The following is a 19,215-nucleotide window of genomic DNA, read 5'->3' on the forward strand; positions in this document are numbered from 1 at the left end:
TACTATGTAGAGATATCAACCGGTTCAGCCTGCAAAGGGCCGAATTCGAGGTCAGGCCGGGTGCCGGGAAGCGCCGTGTGAGTATACCGAACATCATTACTTTGGGCCGCATCATGCTGGTCCCGATCATCGTCTGGGCCATCGTGTCGAGCCAAATGGAGGTGGCGTTCGCCGTCTTCCTGATCGCCGGTATCAGCGACGCGGTCGACGGCTTCCTTGCCAAGCGCTTCAACATGACGAGCGAGCTCGGCGCCTTGCTCGACCCGCTCGCCGACAAGGCGCTGCTGGTCTCGATCTACATGGCCTTGGGCATCTGGGGCGCGATTCCGCGCTGGATCGTCATCCTGGTGGTCTCGCGCGACATCATGATCGTCGCCGCCGTGATCATATCGTGGCTGTTCGACCGCCCTGTGGAGATGAAGCCCTCGAAGGTATCCAAGCTCAACACTGTGGCCCAGGTGGCGTTCGCAGCGCTGGTGCTGGCCGCCCTCGCCTTCGGCTTCAAAGCCGGTCCTTATGATATAATCCTGATGGGCCTCGTCACGATCTTCACGCTCTCCTCCGTGTCGCTCTATCTCGTCGAATGGTTGCGGCACATGAGCACGATCGAGGCCAAGTAGCAGCACGATCGAGGCCAAATGAGTTGGGAAGCGGCCCCGCAAAAGGCCAACTCCCGCTCGATTAAGTGGCATCTCTTCTAACGAAGCCGGCACGCCGGCACGGAGCAAAGCAAGCGTGCCAGGCCGCGTTCATCCCCGACAATTGGCGTTTTCGCTTCCGCATGCGGAGAGCCTGAGCCGGGACAATTTCCTTGAGGGCCCCGTCAACGCCGCCGGTCTTGCCCTCATCGACGCCTGGCCGGAATGGCCGAACCGGATCATGTGGCTGGCCGGCCCGGAAGGAAGCGGCAAGAGCCATCTCGCCGCGATCTGGGCCGAGGCCTCAGGCGCCCGCTCGACCACGGCCAATGGGCTGACCGCCGAAGCCGTCCCGGCTGCGCTCGCCACCGGCGCGCTGGTGGTCGAGGATCCCAAGGCGAGGGAATGCGATGAGCGCGCCCTGTTCCATCTGATGAATCTGGCCCGCGAGGACGGCGCCTACGTCCTCTTCACCGGACGCGAGGCGCCCGCCTCTCTCGAGATCGAGCTCGCCGACCTGCGCTCGCGGCTCCGCGCTGTCCCCGTTATCTCGCTGCTGCCGCCTGACGACCAGCTCTTCCGCGGCCTGATCGTCAAATTCTGCGCCGACCGCCAGCTCGCCATGGACGAGAGCGTGGTCAGCTACCTCGCCACTCGCCTGGAGCGGTCCTCGGCCGCCGCCCGACGGGCTGTGGACCTGCTGGACAGCGAGGCCCTGCGCCTCGGCCGCCCCGTCACCCGGGCCCTGGCGGCCGAGCTGCTCCGGGATGTCTGACCAAGGCGGCTTGACGCGGCCGGGCCGCGGAACATCAATGTCATCGAAACGTCATCGCTCTAACACATGCTCCCGCGGGTTTTGCGCGTAAGTCGCAAATTGGGGCGAACTGGATGGATCGACTTCTGATGGATTCTGCGCAAGCTGTTGAAGTTAAAGAGAAAGCCCCGGAAGCCGAAGGCCCGCCGGCGATCGCATCGAGCCCCGAGCGGTTCATCAATCGCGAGCTCTCCTGGCTGCACTTCAACCGCCGCGTCCTGGAGGAATCGGTCAATCCCAGCCACCCCATGCTGGAGCGGGTGCGATTCCTGTCGATTTCAGCGAATAACCTCGACGAGTTCTTCATGGTCCGCGTCGCCGGCATCAAGGCCCAGGTGCGCGAGGGCATTGCCGAGCGCAGCCCCGACGGTCTGACGCCGTCCGAGCAGCTCGCGCTCATCAACCGGACCGTTTCGCAGCTTGCCTCCGACCAGCAGGCAATCTGGCGCGACCTGCGCGGCACGCTCGCCGACGAGGGCATCGTGCTGGTCGAGGGCAAGGAAGTCACCAAAGCGGAACGAACCTGGGTCGAGGACTACTTCCTCAGCAACGTGTTCCCGCTGCTGACACCGCTCGCGATCGACCCGGCCCACCCCTTCCCGTTCATTCCGAGCCTCGGCTTCACCATCGCGCTCCAGCTCACGCGCGCCGCCGACGGCAAGCAGATGAACGCGCTGATCCGCATGCCCGGCAAGATCGACCGCTTCATCCGCCTGCCGGCCGAGGGCAAGATAGTCCGGCTGATCTCGCTGGAGCAGGCCACCGCGCTATTCATCAACCGCCTGTTCCCCGGCTACAATCTTCACGGCCAGGGCGCCTTCCGTGTCATCCGCGACTCCGAACTCGAAATCGAGGAAGAGGCCGAGGATCTCGTCCGCTTGTTCGAGACCGCGCTGAAGCGCCGCCGCCGCGGCTCGGTGATCCGGCTCGAGATCGATGCCAAGATGCCGGAGCAGCTGCGCAGCTTCGTACAGCACGCGCTGTCGACCGCCGACGACGAGGTGTTTTTGGTCGATGGCGTGCTCGCCATGAACGAGCTCTCGCAGCTCACCCGCCTCGACCGGCCCGATCTGGAATTCACCCCTTACGTGCCCCGCCATCCCGAGCGCGTGCGCGAGCAAGGCGGCGACATCTTCGCTGCGATCCGGCAGAAGGATCTCGTCGTTCATCACCCCTATGAATCCTTCGACGTCGTGGTGCAGTTTCTCCAGCAGGCGACGCGCGACCCCGACGTCGTCGCCATCAAGCAGACGCTCTACCGCACCTCGAGCAACTCGCCGATCGTGCGGGCGCTCGTGGAAGCTGCCGAAGCCGGCAAATCCGTCACCGCGCTGATCGAGCTGAAGGCCCGCTTCGACGAGGAGGCCAACATCCGCTGGGCACGCGACCTCGAGCGCGCCGGCGTGCAGGTCGTCTATGGCTTCCTCGAACTGAAGACCCACGCGAAATTGTCGATGGTGGTGCGCCGCGAGGGCGGCAGCCTCACGACTTACGTCCACACCGGCACCGGCAATTACCACCCGGTGACCGCGCGCATCTACACCGACCTCTCCTACTTCACCTCGGACCCGACCATCGGCCGCGATGCCGCCCGCGTGTTCAACTTCATCACCGGCTATGCCGCGCCGAGCGATCTTGAAAAGATGGCGGTCTCGCCGCTGACCTTGCGCAAGCGCATCATCGAGCACATCCAGGGCGAGACCGCGCATGCGCGCCACGGCCGGCCCGGTGCGGTCTGGATGAAGATGAACGCGCTGGTCGACCCCGACATTATCGACGCGCTCTACGAGGCCTCACAGGCCGGCGTGCAGGTCGAGCTTGTGGTGCGCGGTATCTGCTGCCTGCGGCCCGGCATTCCCGGCCTGTCGGAGAACATCCGCGTCAAGTCGATCATCGGACGATTCCTCGAACACGGCCGAATTTACTGCTTCGGCATGGGCCAGGGCCTGCCGAGCGCGAAAGCGGCTGTGTATATCTCCTCGGCCGACATGATGCCGCGCAATCTCGACCGCCGCGTCGAGGTGCTGTGTCCGCTGCAAAATCCCACGGTGCATCAGCAGGTTCTCGAACAGATCATGGTCGCCAATCTCAAGGACAATGAACAGAGCTGGCAATTGTTGCCGGACGGGTCCTCAACGCGTATGAAGACCGCGAAGGGCGAGGAGCCTTTCAACGTCCACAACTACTTCATGACCAATCCGAGTCTGTCTGGCCGTGGTAAGTCGCTCAAGGAATCCTCGCCGCGCCGCCTCACGCGCCGTAATGAACGTCATCAATCCTGATCCGGGATCGTCGACGTGAAGCGGCCGCGCAAGCGCGGCTCGAGCGTCGCGGTCATCGACATCGGCTCCAACTCGGTCCGTCTCGTCGTCTACGAGGGACTGACGCGGAGCCTGATTCCGATCTTCAACGAGAAGACGCTGTGCGGGCTCGGGCGCGAGGTGCAGAGCACGGGCCTGCTAGCGCCCGACGCCGTCGACAAGGCACTGACCTCGCTCAAGCGCTTCCGTGCGCTGTGCCGGGTGATGCAGGTCGGGCGGGTGTTTGCGATTGCGACCGCCGCTTGCCGCGACGCCTCCAACGGCCCCGACTTCATCGCGAAAGCCGAGCGCATCTGCGCGGTGAAGATCGAGATCCTGTCGGGCCCGCGCGAGGCGCGGCTGTCGGCGCTTGGCGTGATCTCCGGCATCCATCATCCCGACGGCATCGTCGGCGACCTCGGCGGCGGCTCGCTCGAACTGATCGACGTGCGCAAAAACACGGTGCGCAGCGGCGTGACGCTGCCACTCGGCGGCCTCGCGCTGCAGGACCTCGCGCATAAATCCCTGAAACGCGCCGACCGCATCGTGCGCGAAGCGCTCGACGGGGTGCCGCAGCTCAAGGCCGGGAGCGGCCGCAGCTTCTACGCCGTCGGCGGTACCTGGCGCGCGCTGGCGCGCATCCACATCATCCAGAGCGGCTACCCGCTCCAGGTGATGCACGGCTATTCGATTTCGGCTGCCGAGGCGCTCGATTTTTCCCGACGTCTCCGCCGGCTTGCGGCCGCCGGCATGCTTGCAGACATCGAGATCGTCGCCGACGCCCGGCGCCCGCTCCTCACCTATGCGGCACTGGTGCTCGAGCACATCATCCGGGTGGCGAAGCCGAAGACCATCGTGTTCTCGACCTTCGGCGTGCGCGAGGGCCTGCTGCACGAGAAGCTGCCGGAGTCCGAACGCAACAAGGACGGACTGATCTGCGCGGCCGAGGAGCTGAACCAGCTGCTGTCTCGTTCGGCAAAGCACGCGCGCGAGTTGATCGCCTGGACCGACCGCCTCGCGCGCGTGGTGAAGCTGCGCGAGACCGAGGAGGACCGCCGTCTGCGCCACGCCGCGTGCCTGTTGTCCGACATCGGCTGGCGGGTGCATCCCGATCATCGCGGCGAGCAGACGCTGAGCCTCGTCGTCAACGGCAATTTCGGCGCGATCACCCACACCGAGCGCGCCTTCGTCGGCCTGTCCGTGTTCTATCGCTATGCGGGGCTCAGCGAGGAGAACCAGCCGCCGGTCGCCATGCAGGAGCTGCTGACGCCGGCGCAACTCGAACGCGCCCGCCTACTCGGCGCGGCCTTCCGCGTTGCGCATCTGATCTCGGCGGCGCGTCCGGGCGTCTTGCCCGCGACGCATTTCCGCAGCGTGGGCCGCAAGCTGTTGCTGGTGTTCGAGCACCGCCTCGGCGATCTCGTCGCGGATCGCGTCGGCAGCCGCTTCCGCGCGCTCGCCCGCCTGATCAACCGCGCCGGCTCGATCGTGCGGCGCTAGCGCATGATCCGGAAAAGCCTGAAGCGCTTTTCCGAAAAGATTATGCTCGAAAGATAAGCCTATTCCGCCGAGGCCTTGGCGTGGCGCTCGGAGGACTCCAGCGCGGCCGCGCTCATGCTGCGCCGGCGCCAGATGGAGCCGACGGCCAGCACGACGACGACGCCGAGAGCTGCGCACAGATATTCGCCGCCTCCGCCGCCATGGGCGAATTGCGGCGGGATGCGCAAGGCGCTGAGCACGTTGTCGAGCGAGGCGCCGAACGGACCGTCGAACAGCGTGTGCAGCCTCGGCGCGATGCCGGGATCGGTAGCGATCACCTCGCCCGCAATCCAGCCGAGCAGCGCCGCGCCGGCCCACACCAGAACCGGCAGCTTTGCGAGCAGCGCCATGATCAGCGCCGCACCGGCGACGATCAAGGGCACGCTGATGGCAAGACCGAGCACCAGCAAGGGCGCGCTGCCATTGGCGGCCGCGGCCACCGCAATGACGTTGTCCAGGCTCATGACGATGTCGGCGACGACGACGATCTGCACGGCCTGCCACAGATGCGAAGCCGACTCCACGCCGTCCTCGTCCTCCTGTTCCGGCACCAGCAGCTTTGCCGCAATCACGATCAGCGCAAGACCGCCGACCAGCTTGAGGTACGGCAGCTCCATCAGGCTCGCGACGATGCCCGTGAAGATGATCCGCAGCACCACCGCGGCGCCGGCACCCAGGATCATGCCCCACAGCCGATGCCGCGGCTTGAGGCCGCGGCAGGCGAGCGCGATCACCAGCGCATTGTCGCCGGACAAGAGGATGTTGATCCAGATGATCTTGCCGACCGCGACCCAGAAGGTCGGTTCGGCCATCTCAACGCGGAACTGGGTGAAGAATGCCCCGATCGTAGCGGGATCGAAGATCTGCCAGAGCCAGTTCACACTACGTCCTTTCGCCGCGTCTCGTTACCTGATCGGCTGACGGATCAGCCGACGATCTCGTTGCCCGAGAAGAATTGCGCGATCTCGATCGCGGCGGTCTCCGGCGCATCCGAACCGTGCGCGGAGTTCTCACCGATCGACTTGGCGTAGAGCTTGCGGATGGTGCCGTCAGCCGCCTTGGACGGATCGGTCGCCCCCATCACGTCGCGATACTTGGAGACGGCACCCTCGCCTTCCAGCACCTGGACCACCACGGGGCCCGACGTCATGAAGTCCACGAGCTCACCGAAGAAGGGGCGCGCCTTGTGGACCGCATAGAAGGTCTCGGCCTGTTCCTTGGTCATGCGGATGCGCTTCTGCGCGACGATGCGCAGGCCCGCCTTCTCGATCACGGCGTTAACCGCACCGGTGAGGTTACGCGCTGTGGCGTCGGGCTTGATGATCGAGAAGGTGCGTTCGATGGCCATGATCTTGTCCTTGAAGAGAAAACGGTGGTTCGGAGTTGCCGGGCTTATATCGGCGCCTTCGCCATACGGCAAGCGACCGCCAAAACCGCCTCGCGGGCGCTTGGCCGCAGGCCAGGAGTCAGAATGCCAACATGGATTACGACGATTTCACCTAAATGAACCCAATCTGAAGGCCTCGTCAGGGTTTGGTTCAGCCTCGCTCGGATAACCTCAGGTCCATCGAAACCAAAGCCTCCTCCCGAGGCGGACCGTTTCGGCGGCCTTTCCATCGACGCGATAGCCCCGCGTCGGCAGTTTTGAGGAGATCACCATGTTGAGGAAACTTTCGCTCGCCGCCGTTGCCGCGGTTGCGCTTGGTGCCGCGCTGGCACCGACCTCCGCCTCTGCGCACTGGCATGGTGGCGGCTGGGGCTGGCACGGCGGCGGCGGCTGGCATCACGGTTACGGCTGGGGTGGCCCGCGCTTCTATGCCCCCGTCTCCTACGGCTATGGCGGCTGCTATGTGCGCCGGCTGGTCCCGACCCCCTGGGGACCCCGCTGGCGGATGATCAACCGCTGCTACTGAGCCCGACAGCACCTTTCCAAAGGTACCTGAGCCCCCCAAGGTACCTTCCAAGCGAAGCCCCGGCGTCCCCCAGCGCCGGGGCTTTGTATTCGGAGGGGGACATTGCGCGGCTTCACACAATTTTTGCTAGAATGCCGCGCAATCGCCGCGAGTGGCGAAACCATTTGGGGGCCAAGGACTTGGTACCGTGTTGCTTCTTTGAGAACACGGAACCCTGCGATGGCTGGCCCTTTTGCCAATGACAGCGAGCAAATCGACCGGCGCACCAGCCGCTCGATCTCCGATGCCGTGGCCGAACGGCTCCAGCAGAGCCTGCGGCCCGAAGCCAGGCTGCCGACGCACCTCGAGCAACTCCTCAATGAGCTGAAGCAGCGCGAGCGCGATTCGCACTGAGTTGACACGCACCGGCTTGCGGACACGGAAAAACGGGTTGCGTTTGATCGCGGGTGCGGTGACAAGGCCGCATGCTCTCCATCACCGACCTCTCCATCCGCCTCGCCGGACGCCTTCTGATTGACCAGAGTTCCGTGCAGATCACGCCCGGATCGCGCGTCGGCATGGTCGGTCGCAACGGCACCGGCAAATCGACCCTGTTCAAGGTGATCCGCGGCGAGCTCGCGGCCGAGCACGGCACGGTGACCCTGCCGCCTCGTTGGCGCGTCGGCAGCCTCGCGCAGGAAGCGCCGAACGGCCCCGAGAGCCTGATCTCGGTCGTGCTCAAGGCCGACCTCGAACGCGACGCGCTGCTCACCGAGGCCGAGAGCGCGACCGATCCGCATCGGATCGCCGAGATCCAGACCCGGCTGGTCGACATCGACGCGCATTCGGCACCGAGCCGTGCCGCCGCCATCCTTTCCGGCCTCGGCTTCTCCGCCGCCGACCAGCTCCGCCCCTGCGCCGAATTCTCCGGCGGCTGGCGCATGCGCGTCGCGCTTGCCGCAACGCTGTTCGCGGCGCCCGACCTGTTGCTGCTCGACGAGCCCACCAACTATCTCGACCTCGAGGGCACGCTGTGGCTCGAGGATCACCTCGCCCATTATCCGCGCACGGTGATCGTGATCAGCCACGACCGCGACCTGCTGGAAAGCTCGGTCGACCAGATCCTGCATCTGGAGCGCGGCAAGCTCACGCTTTACAAAGGCACCTACTCCTCGTTCGAAGAGCAACGCGCCATGCGCGAGATGCTCGATGCCAAAGCGGTCAAGCGCCAGGAAGCCGAACGCGCGCGCCTGCAAGCCTTTGTCGACCGCTTCAAGGCCAAAGCCTCGAAAGCCCGCCAGGCGCAGTCCCGTGTGAAAATGCTGGAACGGCTGAAGCCGATCACGGCGCTGGTCACCCAGGACGTGCGCGAGATCAGCTTTCCCGCGCCCGAGAAGATCCTGTCGCCGCCGATCATCGCCGCCGACAACGTCGTGGTCGGCTACGATCCGAACACGCCCGTGCTGAACCGCGTCACCTTGCGCGTCGACAATGACGACCGCATCGCGCTGCTCGGCTCCAATGGCAACGGCAAGTCGACGTTGGTGAAACTGCTCGCCGGGCGCCTCGCTCCATTCTCGGGCAAAGTGACCCGCGCCGACAAGCTCTCGATTGCCTATTTCGCGCAGCACCAGCTCGACGAATTGAACGAGGATGCCTCGACCTACGACCACGTCCGCAAGCTGATGGGCGAGGCGCCCGAAGCGAAAGTACGCGCCCGCGCCGGCGCCATCGGATTCTCCGGCAAGGCGGCCGACACCAAGGTCGGAAAATTGTCGGGCGGCGAGAAGGCGCGGCTCCTGCTGGGACTTGCGACCTTCTTCGGCCCCAACATGATCATCCTGGACGAGCCGACCAACCATCTCGACATCGACAGCCGCGCAGCGCTTGCGGAAGCGATCAACGAATTCCCCGGCGCGGTCATCATGGTCTCGCACGACCGCTATCTGATCGAGTCCTGCGCCGATCAACTCTGGATCGTCGCCGACCGCACCGTGACCAATTACGACGGCGACCTCGACGAATATCGCCGCCTGGTGCTGTCCGCGCGCAATGGCGAGCCCGCGCCGCGCGAACGCAGCGCGGTGAGCGAGAAGCCGCAGCGTCCGAGATCGGACAATCGCGGCTCGCTGAAGAAACGCATCGCGGAAGCAGAAACCGAGATCGCCCGCGTCAGCGAGATCATCAGCAAGATCGACACCGCGCTCGCCCTGCCCGACATCTTCAGCCGCGACCCCAAGCAGGCCGCCCAACTGTCGAAAGCACGCGCCAATGCGGCCGACGCGCTGGCACGTGCCGAGGAGCAGTGGCTCGAGGCGAGCACGCAGTTCGACGAGGCGGCGGGCTGACGCCTCCGCGACCGGGCCGACATCAAAATCGCAAAAACAACCCCATGCACAGTACCGGTATTTTGCTACCTGGTGATTAGCCGTTCAATAACCTGTTCTTTGCCGCACCGACTGAGCCGGCGCGTCTCGCGAAGCTTCGTCAGCATCATGTGGGAACTAGCGCTCCCGCATGATCTCGTGCCGGTAACGCTGCAGCGGCGATAGCAGGTAGCTCAGGATGGTGCGCGAACCGGTCCTGATCTCGACGGTCACCGCCATTCCCGGCGACAGGGTGACGAGGCGGTCGTCCACCTGCATCCGGGTGCGATCGAGCGAGATACGGGCGCTGTAACTCAACTCCTGCCCGCTGGGCTCGCTGCTGTCGCGTTGCGTCGCGAGCGCACGGTCGCTCCCGCGCTCCTGCGGCCGGTCGCGGATGATGGCGTCCTGCGAGACGCTCACGACCCGGCCTGCGAGAAGCCCGTAGCGGGTGAAATTGAAAGTGTCGATCTTGATGGCGGCGCCCTGCCCGGCCTCGACAAATCCGATATCGCGGTTGGAGATCATCGCCTCGATCTCGAGCCGCGTATCGGTCGGCACGATCACCAGCAGCGACTGCGCGGGCGTGACCACGCCGCCCACAGTGTGGACCGCGAGCTGCTGCACGACGCCGTCGACCGGCGACGTCAGTTGCTGAAGCCTCGTCCTCTGCTGCGCCTTGATCAGATCGCGTGCGACGCCATTGGCCTTCTGTTCGCTCTTGGCAAGCTCGTCGGAGAGACTTTTCCTGTACTCGGCCAAGGCCTGGATGCGAGTCTCCCGGATCGCGGCGACGGCCGCCTCGGCCTCCTTCAAGCGGCTGCTCTGGACGCGAAGCTCCTCCTGCTGCTCGATCTGGAGCTGGAGGGTCTCATAGTAGGTCAGCTTCGAGCCGATCTCCTTCTCCATCAGCGTCTTGCGAATCTCGACACGCTGCTGGGTGACCGGCAGCAACGCATCAAGCTTGTGAATCGTCGCCGCAATCGTCTGATGTTCGGCCTCCTTCTGCGCTTCCTGACGCGCCAGCGCCGCGAGCTTGGCCCTGTTCTCGCTGACCTGATTGGCGAGGAGCTGTCGCTGCGTCGCGACCAGCATGGGATCGGCGTCCTCTGGTACGACGAGATCGGCGGACACCTCTTCGCCGCCTGCCAATGCGGCGCGGAGGCGCGCGACGTTGAGCCGCTCGGCCATGAGATCGTCGTGCAGACGATCGCGCTCCGCGGCGTTCACGGTCGGATCGAGCTCGATCAGCAGGTCGCCCGATTTGACCGATTGGCCGTCCTGCACGTGAATGGCGCGCACCACGCCGGTCTCGAACGGCTGGACCACCTTGCTTCGCCCGCTCGACACGACCTTGCCGGTTGCGGAGGCCACGATGTCGATCGTGCCCCAGGCCGACCAGGCCATCGCCGCGCAGACAAGCAGCATCAGGACCATGGCGATGGCGCGGCCGATCGGCGATGGCGGTGTTTCCGTGATTTCCAGCGCCGCCGGCAGGAAGGCGACTTCCTCGGCGCCCCGCCCCTTTCCATTCCGGAACGGGATCACGGTCTGCTCCGGCCGAGCGGCCGGCACAGCGCTAGCCGACCTCATAAATGCCTCCCTGGAGACGATGCAGGGCGGCATAGCGCCCGCCGGTCTTGATCAGCGCATCATGCGTGCCGTCCTCGACCAGACGGCCGCGTTCCAGGGTGAAGATGCGATCGGCGCCGCGGACGGTGGACAGACGGTGCGCGATGATCAGGACCGTGCGGCCTTTCGCGATCTCCTTCATGTTGTCATGGATGATCCGCTCGCTTTCATAGTCGAGCGCGCTGGTGGCTTCGTCGAAGATCAGGATCCGGGGATTGCCCACCAGCGCGCGGGCGATCGCGATGCGCTGGCGCTGCCCGCCCGAGAGCGTTGAGCCGCGCTCGCCGACCACCGTATCGTAGCCCTCGGGGAGCTCCAGAATGAAATCATGCGCGCCCGCCAGCTTCGCCGCGTCGATAATGCGGTCCATCGGCAGGCTCGGATCGGCCAGCGCGATGTTGTCGCGCACCGACCGGTTGAACAGCATGTTGTCCTGGAGCACGATTCCGATCTGCCGACGGAGCCCGGCCGGGTCGGTCGTCATCAGATCCATTCCGTCGACCAGCACGCGGCCGCCTTGCGGAACGTAGAGCCGCTGCACCAGCTTGGCGAAGGTGCTTTTGCCCGAGCCGGACGATCCGACGATGCCGACGGTTTGTCCGGCTGGAATGTCGAATGAGACATCGTGCAGGATCTCCGGCCCATCGAGGCGGTAGCGGAAGGAGACGTGCTCGAAGCGGATGTTGCCCCGGATCGGCGGCAGCCCCGCGCGGGCGGCGGAGTAAGCCGGCTCCGCCGCGCTGTTGAGGATGTCGCCGAGCCGCGCGATCGACAGCCGCGCCTGATGAAAATCCTGCCAGACTTGCGCGAGCCGCAGCACCGGGGCTGACACCCGCCCCGCGAAGATGTTGAAGGCCACGAGCTCGCCGACGGTCAAGGCGTCACCGATCACCAGCCTGGCGCCGACATAGAGAATGCCGGCAGTGACGACTTTGCTGACGAGCTGCACGAGCTGGCTTGCCGTGTTGCCGAGGCTGGTGACACCGAAGCTCGCCGAGACATAACCGGCGAGCTGCTCTTCCCAGCGACGCTGCATCTGCGGCTCGACCGCCATCGCCTTCAGCGTTTCGATACCACTGACGCTCTCGACCAGGAAAGCCTGGTTCTCGGCGCCGCGGCGGAATTTCTCGTCCAGCCTGCGGCGAAACAGCGGCGTCGCCACGGCCGAGATCGCGATGTAAAACGGGAACGACGCCAGCACGATGAAGCTCATCTGCGCCGAATAGGCGAACATCACCGCGAGGAACACCGAGGTGAAGACCATGTCGATGAGAAGCGTCAACGACGAGCTGGTGATGAAATTGCGGATGTTCTCGAGCTCACGGACCCGCGCCACGGAATCGCCGACGCGCCTGGCCTGAAACCAGGCCATCGGCAGCGCCAGCAGATGATGAAACAGACGTGCCCCGAGCTCCACGTCGATGCGGTTGGTCGTGTGCGCAAACAGGTAATTGCGCAGGATCCCGAGCACGGTGTCGAACAGGGAGACGACGACGAGGCCGATGACGAGAACGTCGAGCGTAGACAGCGAGCGGTGTACCAGCACCTTGTCAATCACGACCTGGAAGAACAGCGGCGAGACCAGCGCAAAAAGCTGGAGGAAGAACGAAGCCGCCAGCACCTCGCCCAGCAGCCGCCGGTATTTGCCGATCGCGCCGATGAACCAGGTGATATCGAAATGCCGTCCGAGGTCTGACAGCCCGGCGCGCCGGACCATCAGGATCAAGCCGCCGTCCCAGATCGCGCACAGCTCGTCGCGATCCATCAGCACCGGGCGCTGCGCCTCCGGAGACTGCACCAGCACCTTGTCGGCGGAGGCCTTTGCGATGACCATGAAGCCGCCGTCCCGCAGCATTGCGATCGCAGGCAGCGGAGTGTCCGACAGATGGCTCCACTGTGTGCGATAGGTTCTGGCTTTAAGTCCGAGAGACCTGGCGCAGCGGACGATATCCGCTGCGCCGAAGCTTGCCGCGCCCAGCCGGTGCCTGAGCTGCGCGCGATCGGCCGCAACACCTTGCAGATGCAGCAGCGTCAGCAACGCATCGAGCCCCGTATCGGAGGAGACCGCGTTGGTCATCATGAGCGTTCTCCGGGCCGATGCCGCCGGCTTCAGGCGTGCTGGGGCGGTGCGAGCACCTGGCTCTGCGTCGCGTGCGGATCGGGCAGCGGCATCTCGCCGTTCCCCTCACCTGCCGGGACGAAGCTGGCCGCCATGGCCTGGTTGAGCAGCATCGCGGCCGCAAACGCTCCGCCCTGGATGACGACGTTGTTGCCGGTGCCGCCGTCCAGGATGTCGAGGCCGCCGCCGCCGATCAGCACGTCATCACCGGCACCACCCGCCAGCGTGTCGTTGCCGGGGCTGCCGATCAGCACGTCGTCGCCGTTGCCGCCATTGGCGACGAGCTGGATGCCGCCGTGCAGCCCGGAGGCCGTGATGACGTCGTCGCCATCGAGGCCGTTGATGACGATCCTGTCGCCCGCGCCGGCATCAGTGATGTTGATGTCCTGGCCAAGCCCCGACACCGTGATGATGCCGTCGTGCTCGGTCACCGCGATGACGTCGTTGCCGCCGGTTGCGTTGATGGTCACGGTATCCGCGGCGCCGTCATTGGCGCCGAGATCGAGGTCGACCTGGCTCACGCCGGTGCCGGAGAGGTCGCCGACGGTAATGTTGTCGGCACCGCCGAGGGCATTGAAGTCGACATGTTCGACCCCGTTCAGGTCCATCGCAATGGCCGCGACATCTCGCGTGAACAGCACCCGGCCGCCATTGGCCGAAATGTTGATGTTCTCGCTGATATTGGCGCCGTTGAATGCCAGCGTGTCGGTGCCCTTGCCGCCTTCGACGGTGTCGCTGCCGTCGCCGGGATTCCAGACGAAGGTGTCGTCGCCCGCACCGAGATTGGCGAAATCGTTGCCGCGTCCCCCGTTCACCACGTCATTGCCGGCACTGCCGATGATGGTGTCGTTGCCGTCGCCGCCATTGATGTTGAGGCTGAACGACTGTCCCGCCTTGATGGAAGACGCATCGATGACGTCATTGCCTTGTCCGCCGTTGATGCCGAGCACATCACCGGCGTCCGCGTGCGCAATCGTCACCTGCGCAGCGAGGCCGTTGACCACGATCGATCCGCCGGAGGTCACGACCGATATGTTGTCGTCACCAGTCGTGCCGTTCACGGTCACGCGGTCCGCCGCGCCATCACCGCCCTGGCTGCCGGGGCCGGCGCTGAGGTCGATGGCAACCTGCGTGATTCCTGTCCCGGTCAGATCGCTGACGGTGATGTTATCGGCGCCGCCTGCTGCCGCGATCTGCACGTGCTCGACGCCAGCGAGGTCCATGACGATAGCACCGACGTCACGGGTGAGAAGCGCACGGCCTCCGTTCGCCGAGACCGACATGTTCTCGGCCACGTTGGCGCCGTTGAACACCAGCGTATCGGTTCCCGCGCCGCCTTCGACGACGTCGCTGCCGTCACCGGGATTCCACGTGAAGATGTCGTCGCCTGCGCCAAGAAGCGCGACGTCATTGCCGCGGCCGCCGATGACCTTGTCGTTGCCGTCGCCGCCGATCAGGGTGTCGGCGCCCTGGCTGCCGGTGATGGTGTCGTTGCCCGCGCCGCCGTCGATGGTCAGCCCGATCGCCGCGCCGAGCGTGGATGCATCGATGACGTCGTTGCCGCCGAGCGCCTGAACGACCAGCCGGTCGTTGCCGGCCTCTGCATTTGCGATCGTCACGAGCTCCGGCAGCCCCGTGACCGTGACCGTTGTGCCCGTGGCTGTGACCTCGATGTGCTGATTGCCGTTGCTGCCGTTGACGGTCACCGTGTCAGCTGCGCCGTCGCCTTGCGTCCCTCCCGGAACGGCTCCGAGATCAACCAGCACCTGCTTGACGCCGGTCCCGGTGAGGTCGCCGACGGTGATGTTGTCGGCCCCGCCCCGCGCATCGAATTCGATCTGCTCGACGCTGTTGAGATCCATCGTGATGTTGGCGACATCGCGGGTGAAGCGCACCCGGCCGCCATTGGCCGAGATGTCGATGGTCTCGTTGATGTTGGCGCCATTGAAAAGCAGCTTGTCGCTGCCCGAGCCGCCTTCGACCGTGTCGCTGCCGTCACCGGGATTCCAGATGAAAGTGTCGTCGCCACTCCCGAGCTGGGCGACGTCGTTGCCGCGTCCGCCATTGACGATGTCGTCCCCGCTGCCGCCGATGATGAGGTCGTTGCCATCGCCGCCGGTAATCCTGTCGTTGCCGGCGCCGCCATCGAGCGTCAGCGAGATCAGGCTGCCGAGCCCGTTGCCCGCGGTGATGACATCGTCGCCGCCCCCACCGTGCAGGACGAGATTTTCCGTCGTGCCGATGTCGAGCGAGAACGGCACCGCGCCCGTCCCGTCGAGCCGCACACGGGTGCCGTTCGCCGTGATCGTGAACGTCTCGGCGGCGTTGCTTCCGTTGACCTGAGCCGTATCGTTGCCCTCACCACCCTCGAACAGGTTGGTGCCGCCGCCCGGATTCCAGACCATGACATCGTCGCCGGCCTCGCCGAACAGCTGATTGTCGCCGCTACCGCCGTCCAGGACGTCGTTACCCGCTCCGCCGAACAGCAGATCGTTACCGCCGCCTCCCTTGATCAAATCGTTGCCGGCCTGACCAAACAGGAGATCGGCTCCCGAGCCGCCCGTGATCCTGTCATTGCCGTCGCCGCCGAAGATGTGCACCGCCGGCATCGGGCCGTGGCATTCGTCGACGGTGATCGTGTCGTCACCGCCTTGACCGAAGATGTCGATCGCAGTGGTGTTGTCGACGGTGGGTTCGCCACCAACCGTTTTCACGTGCCCGTTATTGACCAGGATGCGGCCGGACTTGTCGCGACTTATCACAAGGCCGTTATTCGCGCTGTCGCCGAAAATGGTGAGCTGCCCCGTAACCGGGGAAAACACAGAGGTAATGGACATCCAAATGATCCTTCCGACCTAGCCCCTCCCTTCGATGCGTAGCAGCCGCGCACATGAGATTCTTGAACCGTTGCTTGAGACGCGCGTGATTATTCTGGAGATTTCCTCCAGTTTTGCTTCGGGGCAGTTTTCGAAAGCGAATGCGAAGGCTCTCTCATCACGAATCGCGTGATCACGGATCACGCGTAACGCCCCCGTGACTTTCAACGCGCGCGGAAAAACGCGGCTCGAGGCAATGAAGGCGCTTTGGGCGAAGGTCGGCATCCGCGATGTCGAAACTCGCGAACAAGATCGCCGGCGAGCGAGAACGGAGAGATCACGATTCACGCCCGCCCATCGCAATCAATGGATGCAAAATCGCTTGACAATAGGGGGAAGCATGCGCGGCCGATCGCAGCGACAGCCGCAACCAGCATCAGGGCAAAAGGCCAACCCGTTACGCCGCCGACTTCTTCTTCGGCTTCGGCTTGGTCGCCTTCGGCATGACCGGGGCTTCCGGCGTGCCCTCGATCGAGGACAGGCGACCGGCCGTGAAGGTGTAGATGCCGGCGCGCGGACCGGTCGTCCAGGTCACGACCGCAACGCGCCTGCCGGCGGCATCACCGGAGAGGTTGACGCTCGAGGGCGCGCCGATGCCGCGCACCACATCGCATTCGGTGTGGCCGAGCGCGACGGTGCCGCCCATGGGAGCCGGCGCGGTCGTGGACGCATTCGCATCAGCCGGCCCGGGCGGCGGCGCCATGCCGGCACAAGCCCCGTCGGCGCTGACCAGATCCTCGGCCCCAACCGGCTTGTCGGGGGTCAGCGGCGGCGACTCGATCGAGATGCTTTTGATGAACAGGCGGCTGGGCGTGTTGAACCACTGGGCATCCCTGGACAACAGATCGGTCCCGCCCGAACAGCCCGCGACCAGCGGGGCTATGGCCGCCAACGCAACTATGAGCGAGCTGGGAAGCTTTTGATGTCGCACGATAAACTAATTTCCCCGAGTGAAGGATCGGCCCTAAGCAATTGTACCAACACCACTTTGCGGCACGAAGGTGACAAAAGCCATCATCCCCCGAAAAGTGCAAATTATCATTAATTGCGAGCGACCGCTAATTCCGCTTCTGCCATCGGCCCCGCTCGTCGGCCTGCCAATAGGTGACATCAAATCCCCGCGCCTTGCAATCCGTCCAGGCGCTGCGGGCGAACGCAAGTGCGTCCGGATCGTCCCCGTCGAACAGCAGCACCATGCGCTCATAGCCCTGCGCGTCCTGCGGCAGCGCGGCGTTGTCGACGAGGAAGCGGACATTGGCACCGTTCGGATTGTCATCCTCGACCGCCAGCACGATCGGCTGTTCGGCGGCGTCGCTCACCCGCCAGGTCGCGTGCGGCAGGAAGGAATCGTCGCGATAGGTCCACAAATGGGCGTCGAGCGCATCGGCGCGCTCCGGCGAAGTCGACTGCACCACGACGCGCCAGCCGCGCTCGAGCGATTTCTCGAGAAGCGGCGGCAACACGTTCTCCACCGTCATGTTTTGCAGATGGTAGAAAAGGACTTCAGTCATCTCGGGTCATTTGCGCTCGTAATGGTCGGCGACCAGACGGTCGAGCAAGCGAACGCCATAGCCACTTCCCCAGCTGTGGTTGATGTCGGTCTTCGGCGCGCCCATGGCGGTCCCGGCGATATCGAGATGCGCCCAGGGCGTGCCGTCCACGAATCGCTGGAGGAACTGCGCCGCGGTGATCGAGCCGCCATGGCGGCCGCCGGTGTTCTTCATGTCGGCGAACTGGGAATCGATCAGCTTGTCGTATTCAGGGCCAAGCGGCAGGCGCCAGACCTTCTCGCCGCTCTCGATGCCGGCTGCCAGCAGCCGCTCGGCAAGCTCGTCATTGTTGGAGAACATGCCGGCATGCTCGGTGCCGAGCGCGACCACGATGGCACCGGTCAACGTCGCCAGATCCACCATGAATTTCGGCTTGGTTTTCTTGGCGACGTACCAGAGCACATCGGCGAGCACCAGGCGGCCTTCCGCGTCGGTGTTGATGATCTCGATGGTCTGGCCCGACATCGAGGTGACGATGTCGCCGGGGCGCTGCGCGTTGCCGTCCGGCATGTTTTCGACGAGGCCGATGGCGCCGACGACGTTGACCTTGGCCTTGCGTGCGGCGAGAGCATGCATCAGGCCGACGACGCAGGCCGCGCCTCCCATGTCGCCCTTCATGTCCTCCATGCTGCCGGCCGGCTTGATCGAAATGCCGCCGGTGTCGAAGCAGACGCCCTTGCCGACGAAGGCAACCGGCGCCTCACCCTTCTTGCCGCCGTCCCAACGCATGATCACGGTGCGGCTCGGCCGCGCCGAGCCCTGGCCGACGCCGAGCAGCGCGCCCATGCCGAGCTTGTCCATCGCCTTGACGTCGAGCACCTCGATCTTGACGCCGAGCTTGCGGAGCAGGCCTGCGCGGCGCGCGAACTCCTCGGGAAAAAGCACGTTCGGCGGCTCGTTGACGAGGTCGCGCGCAATGATCACGCCGTCCACGATCGCAGCCGCCGATGCAAACGCCTTCTTCGCGACGACCACGTCGCCGACCGCAAACGAGACGTCGGCGCGCGTGCCGCCCTCCTCGCCGTCCTTCTTCTTGGTCTTGTAGCGGTCGAATTTGTAGGTGCGCAGCCGCAGGCCCGAGGCGATCGCGACCGCCTGCTCGCTCGTCATGGCGCCATTGGGCAGTTCCGCCATGATGGTCATGGCCGCCACCCCGGCCGGAAGCTTGCTCGCCGCCACGCCGCCGAATTTGAGAAAGTCGTTCGCCTTCAGGCCGGCCGCCTTGCCGGCGCCGATCACGATCAGGCGGGTGGCCTTCACGCCCTCCGGCGCAAGGATGTCGAGCGCAGCGCCGCTTTTGCCCTTGAAGGCGGCGGCGGTGGCCGCCCGCTTCACGAGTTCGGTGGCCCCGCCGAGGGCCTTGGCGGTCGCCGGGCCGAGCTTCAGGCTGTCGTCGCAGAACACGACCATGATGCCACGGACGGCGGCAGATAATGGAACGAAGCCGACCTTGATGGCATCGGACATGAGTAACTCCTCAAAAACGTTG

At 65.1% G+C, this 19,215-nt stretch carries 15 protein-coding genes; 7 read left to right on the top strand and 8 right to left on the bottom strand.

Annotation, left to right across the window (positions count from 1 at the left end):
- Positions 1 to 77 precede the first annotated feature (77 nt).
- From ABIB80_RS34140 to ppx, 4 genes are all read left to right on the top strand, one after another.
- Positions 78 to 620: a CDP-alcohol phosphatidyltransferase family protein gene (locus ABIB80_RS34140; protein ID WP_027517558.1), complete on the top strand. Its 543-nt coding sequence runs from the start codon at positions 78 to 80 to the stop codon at positions 618 to 620.
- Positions 621 to 735: 115 nt separating this feature from the next.
- Positions 736 to 1,413: a P-loop NTPase family protein gene (locus tag ABIB80_RS34145; protein WP_007591946.1), complete on the top strand. Its 678-nt coding sequence runs from the start codon at positions 736 to 738 to the stop codon at positions 1,411 to 1,413.
- A gap of 128 nt (positions 1,414 to 1,541) precedes the next feature.
- On the top strand, positions 1,542 to 3,734 hold the full coding sequence (locus ABIB80_RS34150) for an RNA degradosome polyphosphate kinase (protein WP_007591948.1): 2,193 nt from the start codon (positions 1,542 to 1,544) through the stop codon (positions 3,732 to 3,734).
- A 15-nt stretch (positions 3,735 to 3,749) separates the two neighbouring features.
- Complete coding sequence (ppx, locus tag ABIB80_RS34155) at positions 3,750 to 5,252, top strand: exopolyphosphatase (protein ID WP_007591950.1); 1,503 nt, start codon at positions 3,750 to 3,752, stop codon at positions 5,250 to 5,252.
- A gap of 59 nt (positions 5,253 to 5,311) precedes the next feature.
- Here ppx and ABIB80_RS34160 read toward each other — a convergent pair whose 3' ends face one another.
- Together ABIB80_RS34160 and ndk are read right to left on the bottom strand one after the other, a co-directional pair.
- The gene (locus ABIB80_RS34160; RefSeq protein WP_007591952.1) at positions 5,312 to 6,172 is read right to left on the bottom strand and encodes a TerC family protein; all 861 of its coding nucleotides are present in this window, start codon (positions 6,170 to 6,172) and stop codon (positions 5,312 to 5,314) included.
- Between the two features lie 44 nt (positions 6,173 to 6,216).
- Complete coding sequence (gene ndk / locus ABIB80_RS34165; protein ID WP_007591953.1) at positions 6,217 to 6,639, bottom strand: nucleoside-diphosphate kinase; 423 nt, start codon at positions 6,637 to 6,639, stop codon at positions 6,217 to 6,219.
- A 310-nt stretch (positions 6,640 to 6,949) separates the two neighbouring features.
- On the opposite strand from ndk, the gene ABIB80_RS34170 reads away from it, so the two are divergent.
- The 3 genes from ABIB80_RS34170 to ABIB80_RS34180 all read left to right on the top strand — a co-directional run bounded on the left by ABIB80_RS34170 (position 6,950) and on the right by ABIB80_RS34180 (position 9,531).
- A complete protein-coding gene (locus ABIB80_RS34170; protein ID WP_007591954.1) occupies positions 6,950 to 7,204 on the top strand; it encodes a hypothetical protein in 255 nt (84 codons plus the stop codon).
- A gap of 219 nt (positions 7,205 to 7,423) precedes the next feature.
- Positions 7,424 to 7,597 carry a hypothetical protein gene (locus ABIB80_RS34175; protein WP_007591955.1) on the top strand — a complete coding sequence of 58 codons (174 nt, stop codon included), beginning with the start codon at positions 7,424 to 7,426 and terminating at the stop codon, positions 7,595 to 7,597.
- 71 nt (positions 7,598 to 7,668) lie between these two features.
- The gene (locus ABIB80_RS34180) at positions 7,669 to 9,531 is read left to right on the top strand and encodes an ABC-F family ATP-binding cassette domain-containing protein (protein WP_007591956.1); all 1,863 of its coding nucleotides are present in this window, start codon (positions 7,669 to 7,671) and stop codon (positions 9,529 to 9,531) included.
- 156 nt (positions 9,532 to 9,687) lie between these two features.
- On the opposite strand, the gene ABIB80_RS34185 is transcribed toward ABIB80_RS34180, so the two are convergent.
- From ABIB80_RS34185 to ABIB80_RS34210, 6 genes are all read right to left on the bottom strand, one after another.
- Entirely contained in the window at positions 9,688 to 11,142 is a 1,455-nt protein-coding gene (locus ABIB80_RS34185; RefSeq protein WP_007591957.1) for an HlyD family type I secretion periplasmic adaptor subunit, read from the bottom strand.
- A complete protein-coding gene (locus ABIB80_RS34190; protein ID WP_007591959.1) occupies positions 11,129 to 13,261 on the bottom strand; it encodes a type I secretion system permease/ATPase in 2,133 nt (710 codons plus the stop codon). Before ABIB80_RS34190 ends, ABIB80_RS34185 begins: the two co-directional genes overlap by 14 nt.
- Before the next feature lie 29 nt (positions 13,262 to 13,290).
- Entirely contained in the window at positions 13,291 to 16,137 is a 2,847-nt protein-coding gene (locus ABIB80_RS34195) for a beta strand repeat-containing protein (protein WP_354129081.1), read from the bottom strand.
- Between the two features lie 436 nt (positions 16,138 to 16,573).
- Positions 16,574 to 17,068 (bottom strand): hypothetical protein, encoded by a 495-nt coding sequence (locus ABIB80_RS34200; RefSeq protein ID WP_198288228.1) that lies wholly within the window; start codon positions 17,066 to 17,068, stop codon positions 16,574 to 16,576.
- A gap of 166 nt (positions 17,069 to 17,234) precedes the next feature.
- Positions 17,235 to 17,687, bottom strand: a complete 453-nt coding sequence (locus ABIB80_RS34205; RefSeq protein ID WP_007591963.1) for a DNA polymerase III subunit chi — start codon at positions 17,685 to 17,687, stop codon at positions 17,235 to 17,237.
- Positions 17,688 to 17,693: 6 nt separating this feature from the next.
- A complete protein-coding gene (locus ABIB80_RS34210; RefSeq protein ID WP_007591964.1) occupies positions 17,694 to 19,193 on the bottom strand; it encodes a leucyl aminopeptidase in 1,500 nt (499 codons plus the stop codon).
- Positions 19,194 to 19,215: the final 22 nt, after the last annotated feature.

Origin of the sequence: Bradyrhizobium sp. i1.15.2, from assembly GCF_040548425.1 — a bacterium.
In the GTDB taxonomy this organism is placed as follows: Bacteria; Pseudomonadota; Alphaproteobacteria; order Rhizobiales; family Xanthobacteraceae; genus Bradyrhizobium; species Bradyrhizobium canariense.